The sequence below is a fragment of the Streptomyces sp. DG1A-41 genome (genome assembly GCF_037055355.1).
In the GTDB taxonomy this organism is placed as follows: domain Bacteria; phylum Actinomycetota; class Actinomycetes; order Streptomycetales; family Streptomycetaceae; genus Streptomyces.
On the sequence record NZ_CP146350.1, the window covers coordinates 3,703,414 to 3,717,501 of the forward strand.

Sequence of the window (14,088 nt, forward strand, 5' to 3'; positions counted from 1 at the left end):
GCGTTTATGGTGTGCCGCATGTTCCGTCTTGAGACAGAAGTCGACAAGGCCCGACGTGATCTGCTCCGGACGCGTCTGCGGGAAACGAACACAGCCGCCTCTCCGGTACTGCGCGCCCTGCGCGGAACACCGGACGAAAGGGACGTCCCATTGCACGTGTGGGCTGTGAACGACACGGACGACGATCTCGCGGGCGGCCTGGTCGGCTACACCTGGGCGACCTGGCTCCACGTCACCTACCTGTGGGTCGACGAACGCCACCGGGGCCGGGGCATGGGGGCACGGTTGCTCTCGGAGGCGGAGCGCATCGCCTCCCGTGAACGGGGCTGCCGCGCGGCCCGCCTGGAGACATGGGACTTCCAGGCACCTCGCTTCTACGAGAAGCACGGGTACGAGGTGGTGTGCGTGGTGCCGGACTATCCGCCGGGGATCACGGAGTACACGCTGACGAAGAGGCTGTGCTGACGACCTCGTTGCCGTCGCGGTTCGGTTGATCGATAGCGTTGGTTCGCTTGAGTTATCCCCCCACATCATCAACGGGAGACACAGTGAACCGCCCCGCTCGGCTCGTGACGGCCGCGCTCACCGCATCCGCGGCCCTGCTGCTGACCGCCTGCGGCTCGGGGGGAGGTGACGGGGCGTCGTCCGACAAGATCGCCGGTGCGGATTCGGCTGCGACGCCATCGGCTTCGCCGTCGGTGTCCGCGACGGCGGACGGGATCGACCGGCCGGAGACCAAGGTGCCATCGGACATGAAGCTGGTCTTCGAGGGGCGGCAGACGGGCGACGCCACGAAGGACGCGATCCTGGCGGACAACGAGAGAACCGTCAGCACAGTGTGGCAGGCCATGGCGTACGGGGACATGAAGAAGTCGGGCATAACCTTCTACTACACGGACAACGCGCTGGTGGGCGTCTACCAGTACGCGAAAGGCGCCATCGCCAAGAAGACCAGCTGGGCCGGCACCCTGCGTTACTTCGACCGCCAGGTGACGGTGTTCGACAAGAAGTCGGCGGCTTTGACGTACTGCGTCGACGAGAGCAAGGCTGACCTCAAGAACCGCGAGACGAACAAGCTGCAGGGCACCAAGACCACGCCCAACAGCTACGTCTTCTACAACCTCGGCCTGAAGAAGAACGAGGACGGGGTCTGGCAGACCTGGGATCTCACCGAGGACCGGGGGTCGCAGAAGTGCCAGCCCTGACGCGGTGCGTGGGAGTGACAGCGCTCGCCACGGCGCTGTTCGGCCTCGGGGCACTTCCGGCCGCGGCTGGAGGGTTCGACACCATCGGCCCCCAGGAGACGAAGACCTCCGGCGACTCGTCCGGCCCGGCCCTGGAATCCCGCGTCACCATCAAGGTCCCGGGTTCCAAGGTGAAGGACAGCGGTCCGATCACCTCTGCGGCCGTGGACTGGGAGCCGCCCGCCTGCTGGTACGAGCCGTACTGGAAGGCCAACGACTTCAAGAAGTTCAACGAGGCCCAGTGGTCGATCTACGAGTCCGTCGGCGGCGCGCCCGAGGGCATCGCGGACGACAAGGCGCGCTACAAACAGGGTCAGCCCTACAAGGACTTCAACGTCGACAAGAACGACGAGGGCATGTGGTGGGTGGCCGTCAAAAACCCGGTGATGAAGGACGATCCTGCGGCCCGGACCTGCACGCGTGAGCCCTTCTGGGTGGACAACGGCGACACCCCTGACCTCCCCCAGGCCATCGACACCGAGACCCTCGCCGGTCTTGCCCACCAGCGGACCGTCGTGCCGCCGACCGAGGTCTCCCTCGCTCCGAACGGCAAGTCGACGGTGAACGCCCCCACCTGGATCTGGCTGGACAAGGGCACCTTCAAGCCGGTCTCCGTCACGGCGAGTCTGCCTGGCACCGGACTGTGGGCGACCACGACCGCCAAGCCGGTGAGCCTGCACATCGATCCGGGGACGGAGGACGCGGAGAGCCTTCCGGCGTCCGGCGAGTGCGTGATCAACGACGACGGGTCGATCGGAGAGCCCTACGCCAGGGGCAAGGCGGAGCTGACGCCTCCGTGCGGCGTGCGGTACCTGCGGTCGTCGGGAGACGACTCCTACGCCCTCAAGGCGACGCTCACCTGGGAGATCACCTGGGAAGGTGCGGGCGGCACCGGCGGTGATCTGCCCGACGGCACGTTCGCCACCACCACCGAAGTGCCGGTTCAGGAGATTCAGTCCGTCAACCGCTGAAACCGCGCGGAATGCTCGGGCGCCCTTCCTCTTTCGAGGTGAGGGCGCCCGATCGGTTCGTCAGCGCAGGCGGCGTGCCCCCGCCGACGGCACCGCCTCGAACACGCGTGGTGCGGTGAAGCCCGCCGTGGCGAAGGCTTCCGTGACCGCCTTGGTGATCGCGTCCACGTCGGGCTCCTCCGCGAGGACGATCGCCGAGCCGCCGAAGCCGCCGCCGGTCATGCGGGCGCCGAGGGCGCCGGAGGTGAGGGCCGTGTCGACGACCAGGTCCAGTTCGGGGCAGGAGATGCGGAAGTCGTCGCGGAGGGAGGCGTGGCCCTCGGCCAGGACCGGGCCGATCGCGCGGGTCTCGCCCGACTCCAGCAAGGACACCACCCGCTCGACGCGCTCGTTCTCCGTGACGATGTGGCGGACCAGGCGGCGGACCTCCTCCTCGTCGCCGAGGCGGGCCAGGGCAGCGTCCAGTTCCGCGTACGGCACGTCCCGCAGGGCGTCGACGCCGAGCAGCGCCGCGCCCTTCTCGCAGCCCGCGCGGCGCTTGCCGTACTCGCCCTCGCTGTGGGAGTGCTTGACCTGGGTGTCGACCACGAGGAGGCGCATGCCCTCGGCCGCCAGGTCGAAGGGGATCTGGCGCTGGGAGAGGTCGCGGGTGTCGAGGAAGAGGGCGTGGCCCGCCTCGCAGCACGCGGACGCCGTCTGGTCCATGATGCCGACCGGGGCGCCCACGTAGACGTTCTCCGCTCGCTGGCACAGGCGGGCCAGCTGCCAGCCCCGGAGGTCGAGGGAGAACAGGTCGTTCAGGGCGAGCGCGACGACCACTTCCAGCGCCGCCGACGACGACAGGCCCGCGCCCGACGGGACCGTGGAGGCCAGGTGGACGTCCGCGCCCGTCACCGCGTGGCCGGCCTGGCGCAGGGCCCACACCACGCCCGCCGGGTAGGCCGTCCAGTTCTTGTCCGACTCGGGGGACAGGTCGTCCAGGCGGAGTTCGGTCACTTCGCCCTCGACGTCTGCCGAGTGGAGTCGGAGTACGCCGTCCTCGCGGCGGGAGACCGCTGCCACCGCCTTGTGCGGCAGGGCGAACGGCATGACGAAGCCGTCGTTGTAGTCGGTGTGCTCGCCGATGAGGTTGACGCGGCCCGGTGCCGCCCATACCCCGTGCGGCTCGGCGCCGTACAGCTCCGTGAACCGTTCGGCGACCGCTCCGGCGGCCTTGTCGGCAACAGCCTCGCTCATGCCCTGACCCCTGACCCTTCGTTCCGTTCTAGTTGCCACGCCGCTGCGCGAAATCCCACGCGTCCGCGACGATTCCAGCGAGGTCCGCGCGCGACGGGTTCCAGCCCAGCTTCTCGCGGGCCGTGGCGGCCGATGCCACCAGGACCGCCGGGTCGCCGCCCCGGCGGGGGGCGACCACTTCCGGGATCGGGTGGCCGGTCACCCGACGGACCGTTTCGATGACCTCGCGGACGGAGAAGCCGTTGCCGTTGCCGAGGTTGCAGATCAGGTGCTCGCCGCTGGTGGCGGCGTCCAGCGCCAGCAGGTGGGCCTCGGCCAGGTCCGCGACGTGGATGTAGTCGCGCACGCAGGTGCCGTCCGGCGTCGGGTAGTCGTCGCCGAAGACGGAGATCGCCTCGCGCCTGCCCTGCGCGACCTGGAGGACGAGCGGGATCAGGTGGGACTCGGGGTCGTGGCGCTCGCCGTACTCGCCGTAGGCGCCGGCCACGTTGAAGTAGCGCAGCGAGACCGCGCCCAGGCCGTGGGCGGCCGCCTCACCGGTGATCATGTGGTCGACGGCGAGCTTCGAGGCGCCGTACGGGTTGGTCGGGGAGGTGGGCGCCGACTCGACGATCGGGACCTGCTCCGGCTCGCCGTACGTCGCCGCCGTGGAGGAGAAGACGAGCGTGCGGACGCCCGCCTCGCGCATCGCCGCCAGCAGGGCCATGGTGCCGCCGACGTTGTTGTCCCAGTACTTCTCCGGCTTCACGACCGACTCGCCGACCTGCGAGAACGCGGCGAAGTGCAGGACCCCGTCGAACGAGGAGTCCAGCCACTTGGCGGCGTCGCGGATGTCGCCCTCGACGAAGGCCGCCCCGGCGGGGACGCCCTCGCGGAATCCGGTCGAGAGATTGTCGAGGACGACGACCTCATGACCGGCTTCCAGCAGGTGCTGGGCGACCACGCTGCCGACGTAACCCGCGCCGCCCGTCACCAGGTACTTCCCGCTCATGAACTCGCTACCTCTCGCAGTCGCTCGGCCGCGCGCTCCGGCGGCACGTCGTTGATGAACACGTTCATGCCGGACTCGGAACCCGCGAGAAACTTCAGCTTGCCGGAAGTGCGGCGGATGGTGAAAAGCTCGAGGTGAAGCGCGAAGTCCTCACGCGCGACCCCGTCGAACTCCTCCAGCGCGCCGAAGGGGGCCTGGTGCCAGGCCGCGATGTACGGCGTCGGAGGCTCACCCTCCCCGAAGATCCGGTCGAAGCGCCTCAACAGTTCCAGATAAATCTTGGGGAACTCTGTGCGCGCGGCCTCGTCCAGCCCGAGCAGGTCCGGCACGCGGCGCTTCGGGTACAGGTGGACCTCGTACGGCCAGTGCGCCGAGTACGGCACGAAGGCCACCCAGTGTTCACCCTCCAGGACGACCCGTTCGTCGGCGAGTTCACGCTCCAGGACGGCGTCGAAGAGGTTCTCCCCGCCCGTCATCTCCTTGTGGGCCGCGACGGAACGCAGCATCAGGGCGGTGCGCGGGGTGGTGAAGGGGTAGGCGTAGATCTGCCCGTGCGTGTGCTGGAGGGTGACGCCGATCTCGGCACCCCGGTTCTCGAAGCAGAACACCTGCTCGACGGAGGGCAGATGGGACAGCTCGGAGGTACGGTCCGTCCAGGCCTCCAGCACCAGGCCCGCCTGCTCCTCGCTGAGGTCGGCGAAGGACGCGTTGTGGTCGGACGTGAAGCAGACGACCTCGCAGCGGCCGGAGTCGCCGGCGAGCGAGGGAAAGCGGTTCTCGAAGACGACGACGTCGTACGACGAGTCCGGGATCTCGCTCAGGCGGTCGCCCTCGGAAGGGCACAGGGGGCACTCGTCGGCCGGCGGATGGTAGGTGCGGCCCTGGCGGTGCGAGGCGATGGCGACGGAGTCGCCGAGCAGGGGATCGCGGCGGATCTCGGACGTGGTGACGGTGCGGTCCAGCGGGCGGCGGTCGGCCGCGTCCCGCACGGTGTCGTCACGCAGGTCGTAGTAGATGAGCTCGCGACCGTCGGCCAGCCGGGTCGAGGTCTTCTTCACGCCGCACTCCTCATCCTTCAAACATAACTCAACATACCAAAACACGATGCTCCCCAATCGTCAACATCACAATCAAACAAAGAGCATCACCAGATGTGTTCAATTACTGAAGACCTAGGCATAGATTCCGCGAGGTATCGGTTCACGCAACGAAGCGAGGGCTCATGCATCCCCCCACACACCTGGCAGCCGAGCTGCGACTCCCCACGAACTGGCTCGACTACACGATCCTCGGCATCTACTTCGCCGTCGTCCTCGGCATCGGCTTCGCCGCCCGCCGCTCGGTGAAGACCAGCCTCGACTTCTTCCTCTCCGGCCGCTCCCTGCCCGCCTGGGTCACCGGCCTCGCCTTCATCGCCGCCAACCTGGGCGCCACCGAGATCCTGGGCATGGCCGCCAACAGCGCGCAGTACGGCGTCTACACCACCCACTGGTACTGGATCGGCGCCATCCCGGCCATGGTCTTCCTCGGCCTGGTCATGATGCCCTTCTACTACGGCTCAAAGGTCCGCTCGGTCCCGGAATTCCTGCTGCTGCGCTTCGACAAGGCGGCGCACCTGCTGAGCTCGGGCCTCTTCGCCTGCGCCGCCATCCTCATCGCCGGCGTCAACCTCTACGCCCTGGCCATCGTCGTCGAGGCGCTGCTGGCCTGGCCGCAGTGGGTGGCGATCGTGGTCGCCGGCTTCTTCGTCCTGGCGTACATCACCCTCGGCGGTCTGTCCTCGGCGATCTACAACGAGGTCCTCCAGTTCTTCGTCATCCTCGCCGCGCTCATCCCGATCTCGGTCCTCGGCCTGAAGAAGGTGGGCGGCTGGGACGGCCTGTCCGACTCGCTCACACAGAGCCGCGGCGCCGACTTCATGACGTCCTGGGGCGGCACGGGTATCGGCAGCGACAACCCGCTGGGCGCGAACTGGCTGACGATCGTCCTCGGCCTCGGCTTCGTCCTCTCCTTCGGCTACTGGACGACGAACTTCGCCGAGGTGCAGCGCGCCCTGTCCGCGAAGAACCTCTCGGCGGCCCAGCGGACGCCGCTGATCGCCGCGTTCCCGAAGATCTTCATCGTCTTCCTGGTGATGATCCCGGGTCTGGTCGCCGCGGTCCTGGTCCCCAGGATCGGCACGGCCGGCTCCGACCTCCAGTACAACGACGCGATCCCCTACCTCATGGAACAGCTGCTGCCGAACGGCGTGCTGGGCATCGCCGTGACGGGTCTCCTCGCGGCCTTCATGGCGGGCATGGCGGCGAACGTGTCGTCGTTCAACACGGTGTTCACGACGGACATCTGGGCGAAGTACGTCGTGAAGGGCCGGGAGGACGACTACTACGTCCGCTTCGGCCGCCTGATCACCGCGATCGGCGTCCTGGCCTCCATCGGCACGGCGTTCCTGGCGTCGTCCTTCTCCAACATCATGAGCTACCTCCAGACGCTGTTCTCCTTCTTCAACGTGCCGATGTTCGTCGTCTTCATCATCGGCATGTTCTGGAAGCGGGCGTCCATGAAGTCGGGCTTCTGGGGGCTGGTGGCGGGCACGACGGCGGCGATGGTGAACTACTTCTGGATCTACAAGCAGGGCATCATCGACATCCCCTCCGACCAGGGCGCCAACTTCGTCTCGGCGATCGCGGGATTCGTCGCGGGCGCGGTCGTCATGGTGGCGGTGTCGCTCTTCACCGCCCCGAAGCCGGCCGAGGAACTCCAGGGGCTGGTCTACGGCACGACCTCGCCCGGCATGGCGGAGCCGCCGGCACCCGGGGACGAGGCCTGGTACCGCAAGCCGGCGTTGCTGGGCTGGGGCGCGGTGATCCTGGCCGCGGCCTGCTACATCCCGTTCTCGTTCTGACCGAGGGAGGATTGACAGATGTCCGAGTTCTACTCCGACAAGGACGTGCAGCGGGAAGTCACCGAGCTGCAGGGCAAGTCGGCGACGGCTGCGCGGTTGTTCGACATCCGGCGGATCATCGGCGGTCTGTTCGTCGTCTACGGCGTGATCGTCACGATCGCGGGGTTCACGGCGTCCGACGCCGACATCGACAAGGCGGAGGGTGTGAACATCAACCTGTGGACCGGGTTGGGGATGCTCGCGCTGGGGGTGTTCTTCCTGGTCTGGCTGAAGCTGCGGCCTGTGGCTCCGCCGCCGGATGTTGTGACGGGGGATGAACCGAGGGAGTGACGGCGGGCGTCCGGTTGCGCTACTGGGCGCCGATGGCTGTACCGCGGTGACGGCGACGGTCAGGCCGTCACCGCTGCGTTTCGTCGCATGAGCATGGGCACACCCGGCAGGCCCTGCCGAAGCCTGTACATCTCGGCTTCGGCAGGGCCCGGCATGCAGGGGATCAGGGGCGGAGGCCCTTTACGTGGACCATGCTCCCGTGCCCGTGTCGGTCTGGTTCTTCGACCTCGAATCCCGCCGAGGTGAGAATTCCCAAAAGGGCGGCTTGCATGTGCTGGAGCACCGTGTTGTGGTGACTGACGATCGGAGGCGGATCCGAGTAGTCGATTCCTTGCGCGAAGAGATCGAGAGCTGCATCCCGCAGCTCCGCGTCCGTGCTCCAGTCGACGTACACCCCACCTTCGATGAAAGGCGCCACGTGCACGTCCACGCCGGGTCGGCTGTGCGGCCCGCCGCTGAGATCACCGCGGTGTACAGGAAGACCAGCGCGATGCAGTTCCCGGCATACCCGCTCGGCCAGCGCTTGGCGTTCAGCGATGACCTCCGGTGCGGCTTTCGGATGCATGTCGAAAACGGGTTCAGACATGGGCCTCTCGTTCCTCGCCCTGCTGGTCGGTCATTGCGTGGCGTGTCATACGTTCTCCCCCAGCCTGCCTCACGTAGCGGGCGAGCAAATCCTTCGCTTCCTTCGCGAAGGAGGGGTGGTAGGGGACCGACCAGGTGACCGGTGTGCCTTCCTTGAGGGCACCGGTCAGGGCGGAGGCGCAGTCGGGGCAGGGCTGCCGTTCCGTGTACAGAGCGGTAATCTGCTTGGGGTCGAATCCCTTTGCCTTCAGCCTCTCCAAGATCGCTGTCTCCGAGTGGCCGGAGAAGCCGCTGTTGGCGATCACGAAGTCACCGGTCTTGGGATCGTTCCATCCCGGTACCTTCGCGACGGCGACATTGTGGTCCGCTCCGTAGTACCCGTTCTGCGTTCTGTACTGGTAGGCGAGGTGGCTCATCTCGTCACTGTTGTAGGCGATCAATCCCCTGGGGCATGCGTCGGCGGCCATGGCCGCTCGTGAGAGCCCGTGTGTTCGGACCCTGGTGCAGGTCTTGACCAGTCCGTCGAGCCCCTTGGTCCCGATCCGGAAAATGACGTCGTCGGCCAAGCCGAGTGCACGCAGAGCCTGATAGGCATCGGTGAAGCCGATGCCCGTGCGAGCGGCAGCGTCCACTGCCTTGACCGCGTCCGCGATGGGCCTGAGGATCTTGCCGGCGAACAGGGCCGCGACGTCCACGGCCGCCCATGCGCATCCGCCCCAGCTGCCTCCGGCGCCGCCCGGGGTGATCTTCTGGGCGCACTTGATCCAGCTCCCGAAGAGGATGTCGATCGGGTCGACGTTCTTCTGGTACTCCGCGATCGTGATGTTGTGCGTGACCTCGGTGGACAGTTCCTTGGTCGGGTGCTGCCCCAGGTAGACCGTCGCGCCGGAGGGGCAGGTGAACTGCTCCAGGTCCAGATCCCGCGCGGTGCACATGTACAGGTCGAGGACCGCTTTGAACCGGATCTTCGCGGTGATCGTGCAGTCGCCCTGGTAGAAGAGCTTGTCGATCCAGCCGTCGCAGCCGTCCGTCTTCTTGACGGTCTGCGGATCGCCGATCTTCTGGAGGTGGTCGACGACGTAGAACATGTTGCCGATGGCGCCGCCGGTCTCGTCGACGACGGTTCCCGTTTCGATCTGCTGCGCGTTCCCCGCTCTCTCGGCCCGGTCGGCCGCTTCTTGGGCTTCCTTGGCGTACCTTTCTGCGTCCTTGGCCGCTTCCTCGGCCTCGGTCGCCGCGGCGTCGGCGCGGTTGGCCGCTGCTCGGGCGTCCTTGGCGGCCTCTTCGGCCGCAGCGGCGGCCGTGCGGGCGGCTTCGGCGTCGAGGGCTGCCTGGTCGGCCGAGTCGCGGGCGTCCTTGGCGTGGTTCTCGGCGCGGCCTGCTGCCTGGTCGGCGGCCTGGGCGTCCTTGGTGGCCTGTCGGTTGTAGTCGACGGTGCGGGCCAGGGAGGCGGCTGCATTGGACGCGGCCTTGGCGGCGTCGGCCGCGTAGCCGAGGGCCTCCTTGGCATAGGTGCGGGCGGTCGAGGCGTGTCCGGCGGCGTTGGCCGCGTGCTGGTAGGCGGCCTTGGCGTCGCCCTTCGCCTGGTCGGCGAGGTTCTTGGCGGCTGAGGCTTCTGCCGCCGCGTTCTTGGCGTGGGCGTCGGCGACGGCCTTCTGCTGTTCGGCGATCGTCTTGGACGCCTGGCCGGTGAGGACCACCAGGCCGGCGGCCGAGTCGGTGTCGATGTACGGGGAGCCGAGCTGGATCGCGTCGTTGGCCGGCTTGGCGACCTGGGCGGCGGCGTTGCCGGCGTCCACGGCGGCCTGGGCGGTGACGTGGGCGAAGCCCGCGGCCTTCGCCGAGGCGGCCAGGGCCTTGGCCGCCTCCTTGTTCGCCGCGTCCGCGTGGGACTTGGCGGTCTTGGCCTGCTTCTCCGCCTCGTCGGCCATCTCGACGGCCGTCTTGGCCGCGGAGGAGGCGTGCTGGGATGCCTCGATGGCGTCGGCCGCGGCGCTGGTCGCGGTCTTCACCGCGGCGTCGGACTTCAGCTTCGCGGCCTGGGCGTCGTCCGCGTGCGCGCGGGAGCGCTTGGCCGCCGCCTCCGCGCGTGTGGCTGCCGCGTCGGCGTCCGCGGCTGCCTTCGTCGCGGCGTCCGCTTCGGAGCGTGCCCTCGTGGCCGCTGCCTCGGCGTCGTCGGCGTGCTTGTCCGCCGCATTGGCCGCGGCGCGGGCGGCGTCGGCTGCCTCTCCGGCCTCCAGGGAGTCGGCGTAGGCGGCCTTGGCGTCGGCCTTGGCGCGGGCGGCGTCGGCCTTCTGCTCGGCTTCCCACGCGTCGTCCCGCTTGGCCTTGGCGTTGTCACGGGCCTTGACCGCGGCGTTCTTCTTCTCGACCGCGGTGCCCTCGGCCGCCTCGGCCTTGTCCTTGGCGTCCTTGGCCTTCGTCGCCTCGGCTTCGGCGTTCTTCCTGTGCTGGGCGGCCTCGGCCTGCTTGGCCGCGGCCGTCTTCTTCTCCGCCTCGGCCGTCTTCTCCTCGGCCTCGGCGGCCAGGCGCTTGGCGCGGGCCTCGGCGGCGGCTGCCTTGGCCTCTCCCTCGGCCTTGAGCGCCTCGGTGAGCTTGGCCTCCGCGGTCTCCTTGTCCTTCTTGGCGTTGTCGCGGTGCACCTTCGCGGCGTCGGCCGCGGCCTTGGCCTGGGACTCGGCCATTGCTGCGGCGGCCTTGCGGAACTCCGCCTTCGACTGCGCGGCCTGGGCCAGGGCACGCTGCGCGATGGTCGCGCTGTCACCGGCTGAGGCGCGGGTAGCGGCCTCAGCGGTCGTACCGGCCTTCACCATCGCTTCGAGGGCCGCTGCCGCGCCGCTGGTGACCTGGGCCTTCTGCTGGCCGACCAGGAGACCACGGCCACGTGGGGCACCGGCCTCGTCGGCGATGGCGTACGCGGCCTTCTGCGCGGTGTCACTGGCTGTAGCGTGCTTCTGCGCCGCGGCCAACTGAGCCTTGAGAACGTCGAGCTGCCTCTTCGCCTGCGCCTGCGCCGCCGCGATGTTCGTCTTGGCCTGGTCGAATTGCGCCTTGTCGGGATAGAACTGGTTGTCCGTGCCCTGGTGGCCCTTGGGAACGATCCGGAACTTCTGCGGGTTGGTGCCGTTGCACCCCCACAGCCAGGCATCGTGGCTGTTGTCGAACTTGTTCAAGTCCAGGCACTTGTCCGTGGCGACGTTGCGCAACTCGCCGACGGCGCGGATGTCGAACTGCCACTCCTGCGCCTTGCTGTCGTTGCACGTCCAGATCTGGATCTTCGTGCCATTGGCAGCATTGCTGTTCTCGACGTCCAGACACTTGTCGGACTTGACGTTGACGAGGTTGTAGCTGTCACCGGAAGCCTCACGGAGCCGCCACTGCTGCCCCGAGGCGTTGTTGCAGGTGTAGATCTGCACCGGGGTGCCGGAGGTCGTCTTGCCGCCCTCCGCGTCCAGGCACTTGCCCTTGGCCGCCTCGACCTGGATGACCGCCGGCGAGTCTCCGATCCAGCCCGCACCGCCGGGAGCCCAGTAGTCCTGCCAACGGACCAGACGGTCGGCGACCCACGAGTGCCCCAGCAGGTTCCCCAACGCCTTCGCGCCGGCAGCCAGGGCGTTGGTGGCGCTCTTGCTGGAATTCAGGATCTGGTTGCGCTGGACCGCCTGCGAGGTGATTTCCCGCTGCCACTCCGAAGCGGCCGTGTCGACCATGCCGCCCAGGACCTTGTTCGGGTCGATCGGATCCCGCCAGGCACATGACGCGTACCTGGTCTTCAGGTCCTCGACCGCGATCCGGTGTTCGGCGGTACCCGGCTCCGGCGCGGTGCGGGGAAATCCGCCGGAGGCCAGGAACAGACGGGCGTCATCGGCGCCCTTGCCGTGGAAGGTGTCGAACAGCCCCTGGAACGCCTGCCGTTCCTCGTACTGCCGCTGCCACTCCCCGCTGGGCAGGTCCGGGTCATAGGGCTTCTCACCGTAGAGCGGGGTACCCAGATCGGTGGCGACCTTCAGGGTCTTCTCGTCGGCCTTGGGGGTGGGGTCCTCGTAGAAGTCGCCTTCGTCCTTCCAGAACCTGTCGGCGATCCAAGGGGTCAGTCCGGTCTGCGTATAGAAGTCGTCCTCCTCACTGCCGATCGAGCCGGGCGGGTCCCGCCAGTCGGCCAACGAGTCGAAGCCACCCGGCTGCTCCAGCCCGTCGAGTGGCTCACCCCACTCCCCAAGCTGATTGTTGAGGGCGTCGAGCTCCTTCCGGGCCGCGTCCCTGTCCCGCTGGTACGCAACGGCCAGCGGGGTCTCTTCCCAGCGATCCCGGTTGGCCAGGGCGTGCAGCTTGTCCGGCGGCTGGTTGAGCCCGTCCTGCGCGGTCGCGGCCATGGACGGCCCGCCCAGGCGCAGCACCTCCGCCATCAGGCACTGGTCCTGCCGCAGCTGCTCGGCCGCCGTGTCGTCGGACCAGTGGGGCGAGTCGTCCGCCAGGGCGGCTGCTTCCGTGCCGGTGAGCCGATCCAGCACCTCGGGCTGGACCGCCACGCCGGCCAGTACGGCCACGGCCGCCGCGGACGTGACGACAGAGGTCAGGAAACGGGGTCTGCCCGATCTGGTCAGGAAACGGGATCTGGACCGGAAAGGCCCTGGTCTTGGGCGCAAGAGAGCATCCCTTCGTCGCAAAGGAAGGCGGACGGGGGTGCCCTTCAGAAGAGGCGGAGGAGATGCGTGAAGAGCCGGTTTCGCGGCATGACGGCGTGTCCCTCCCCGTGGCGACGGTGTCCCCCCGGTCGCCGGTTGACGCGCGCTGTGGCCGAGTGGTCAGCTCCGCCGGGCGCGACGATCACCTTAGGTACAAGCGTTCGACCGGGCCAGAGGGTTTCTTCGAGGCGGGAGCGGCGTGGCGCAAAAGGCACCATGGGACTTCACCGGTCCGGGAGGCACAAGTCCCGTGATGCACCTAGGGATTATCTGTGCGCATCTCGTGAACATGGTGCTGAGTCAGGTGCCCCACAGGGCTGAGATCGACCAAAAACCCACCCATGCCTCGACGTTCAGGTGCAGCCCGTCAGGCCTCCGGCCCCGTCTCCGGATCCGGCGTCACCGTCCGCGGTAGCGACCCCGCGCGGTCCAGCAGGCCCGTCCGCGCCGCGAGTGCCGCCGCCTCCAGGCGGGAGCCGACGCCCAGTTTCATCAGGACCCGCTGGACGTGCGTGCGGGCCGTCGACGGGGCGATGCCCATGCCCGCCGCGATCAGCCGCGTGTCCTCGCCGTCCGCGACGCGGACCAGGACCTCCACCTCCCGGGGCGTGAGCATCGACAGCAACCGCTGGCCCTCGTCGTCCGGTTGGGCCGCCGGGTTGAGCAACTCACTGAACGCGCCTTGCAGCAGCTGCGGTGCCACCGCCGCCTCCCCGGCCCGGGCCTTCATGATCGCCCGCTCGACACCCTCTATGCGCTCGTCGTGACGTACGTACCCCGACGCCCCCGCGGCGAAGGCTGCGGCGATGCCGCGCGGGCTGGGTACCGGTCCCAGGACCAGGACCGCGACCTGCGGACGCTCGCGCTTGATCCGCACCACCGGGTCGAAGATCCCCGGCTCCGCCGGCGTGGCCGTCCCCAGCAGGCACACCTCCGGCGCCCGTGTGATCACCAGCTCCGCCGCCCCCGCGGCCGGCGCCGCCGCGGCCAGTACCCGGTGCCCCCGCAGCTTCAACGCCGAGGCCAGCGCCTCGGCCAGCAGTCGGTGGTCGTCGACCACCATCAGCCGCACTCCCATCGAGCAACCCCCCAGTCACCCCGGTCCCCCCAGATGGAAGCCCCCCGGCTCCCCCGCCTTCATGCC

11 protein-coding genes are annotated in these 14,088 nt (G+C 68.6%); 5 read left to right on the plus strand and 6 right to left on the minus strand.

Going from position 1 to position 14,088, the window contains the following annotated elements:
• The first annotated feature begins 6 nt into the window (after positions 1 to 6).
• The 3 genes from V8690_RS17015 to V8690_RS17025 all read left to right on the plus strand — a co-directional run bounded on the left by V8690_RS17015 (position 7) and on the right by V8690_RS17025 (position 2,215).
• Positions 7 to 465 (plus strand): GNAT family N-acetyltransferase, encoded by a 459-nt coding sequence (locus tag V8690_RS17015; protein ID WP_338779790.1) that lies wholly within the window; start codon positions 7 to 9, stop codon positions 463 to 465.
• An 83-nt stretch (positions 466 to 548) separates the two neighbouring features.
• Positions 549 to 1,205, plus strand: coding sequence for a hypothetical protein (locus tag V8690_RS17020; protein WP_338779792.1), 657 nt, complete (start codon positions 549 to 551; stop codon positions 1,203 to 1,205).
• A 14-nt stretch (positions 1,206 to 1,219) separates the two neighbouring features.
• The gene (locus V8690_RS17025) at positions 1,220 to 2,215 is read left to right on the plus strand and encodes a hypothetical protein (protein ID WP_338779794.1); all 996 of its coding nucleotides are present in this window, start codon (positions 1,220 to 1,222) and stop codon (positions 2,213 to 2,215) included.
• Positions 2,216 to 2,275: 60 nt separating this feature from the next.
• On the opposite strand, the gene galK is transcribed toward V8690_RS17025, so the two are convergent.
• From galK to galT, 3 genes are read right to left on the minus strand one after another with little or no spacing between them, the layout of a single operon-like run.
• Complete coding sequence (gene galK / locus V8690_RS17030) at positions 2,276 to 3,451, minus strand: galactokinase (RefSeq protein WP_338779796.1); 1,176 nt, start codon at positions 3,449 to 3,451, stop codon at positions 2,276 to 2,278.
• A 28-nt stretch (positions 3,452 to 3,479) separates the two neighbouring features.
• A complete protein-coding gene (gene galE, locus V8690_RS17035) occupies positions 3,480 to 4,442 on the minus strand; it encodes a UDP-glucose 4-epimerase GalE (RefSeq protein WP_338779798.1) in 963 nt (320 codons plus the stop codon).
• The gene (gene galT / locus V8690_RS17040; RefSeq protein WP_338779800.1) at positions 4,439 to 5,500 is read right to left on the minus strand and encodes a galactose-1-phosphate uridylyltransferase; all 1,062 of its coding nucleotides are present in this window, start codon (positions 5,498 to 5,500) and stop codon (positions 4,439 to 4,441) included. The genes galE and galT overlap by 4 nt, the downstream gene beginning before the upstream one ends.
• A 164-nt stretch (positions 5,501 to 5,664) precedes the next feature.
• Here galT and V8690_RS17045 point away from each other — a divergent pair, with 164 nt between their 5' ends.
• Together V8690_RS17045 and V8690_RS17050 are read left to right on the plus strand one after the other, a co-directional pair.
• On the plus strand, positions 5,665 to 7,344 hold the full coding sequence (locus V8690_RS17045) for a sodium:solute symporter family protein (protein WP_338779802.1): 1,680 nt from the start codon (positions 5,665 to 5,667) through the stop codon (positions 7,342 to 7,344).
• 18 nt (positions 7,345 to 7,362) lie between these two features.
• Positions 7,363 to 7,674, plus strand: a complete 312-nt coding sequence (locus V8690_RS17050) for a hypothetical protein (protein WP_338779804.1) — start codon at positions 7,363 to 7,365, stop codon at positions 7,672 to 7,674.
• A gap of 163 nt (positions 7,675 to 7,837) precedes the next feature.
• On the opposite strand, the gene V8690_RS17055 is transcribed toward V8690_RS17050, so the two are convergent.
• The 3 genes from V8690_RS17055 to V8690_RS17065 form a co-directional block, all read right to left on the minus strand.
• The gene (locus V8690_RS17055) at positions 7,838 to 8,260 is read right to left on the minus strand and encodes a hypothetical protein (protein ID WP_338779806.1); all 423 of its coding nucleotides are present in this window, start codon (positions 8,258 to 8,260) and stop codon (positions 7,838 to 7,840) included.
• Entirely contained in the window at positions 8,253 to 12,806 is a 4,554-nt protein-coding gene (locus V8690_RS17060) for an RICIN domain-containing protein (RefSeq protein WP_338779808.1), read from the minus strand. The genes V8690_RS17055 and V8690_RS17060 overlap by 8 nt, the downstream gene beginning before the upstream one ends.
• A 505-nt stretch (positions 12,807 to 13,311) precedes the next feature.
• A complete protein-coding gene (locus V8690_RS17065) occupies positions 13,312 to 14,022 on the minus strand; it encodes a response regulator transcription factor (RefSeq protein WP_338779810.1) in 711 nt (236 codons plus the stop codon).
• Between the last annotated feature and the right edge of the window lie 66 nt (positions 14,023 to 14,088).

Bases quoted from the DNA above. Each gene is read 5' to 3' on its own strand.
- galE (WP_338779798.1), bottom strand. From the start codon at position 4,442: ATGAGCGGGAAGTACCTGGTGACGGGCGGCGCGGGTTACGTCGGCAGC.
- galK (WP_338779796.1), bottom strand. From the start codon at position 3,451: ATGAGCGAGGCTGTTGCCGACAAGGCCGCCGGAGCGGTCGCCGAACGG.
- V8690_RS17015 (WP_338779790.1), top strand. From the start codon at position 7: ATGGTGTGCCGCATGTTCCGTCTTGAGACAGAAGTCGACAAGGCCCGA.
- V8690_RS17045 (WP_338779802.1), top strand. From the start codon at position 5,665: ATGCATCCCCCCACACACCTGGCAGCCGAGCTGCGACTCCCCACGAAC.
- V8690_RS17065 (WP_338779810.1), bottom strand. From the start codon at position 14,022: ATGGGAGTGCGGCTGATGGTGGTCGACGACCACCGACTGCTGGCCGAG.
- V8690_RS17050 (WP_338779804.1), top strand. From the start codon at position 7,363: ATGTCCGAGTTCTACTCCGACAAGGACGTGCAGCGGGAAGTCACCGAG.
- V8690_RS17055 (WP_338779806.1), bottom strand. From the start codon at position 8,260: ATGTCTGAACCCGTTTTCGACATGCATCCGAAAGCCGCACCGGAGGTC.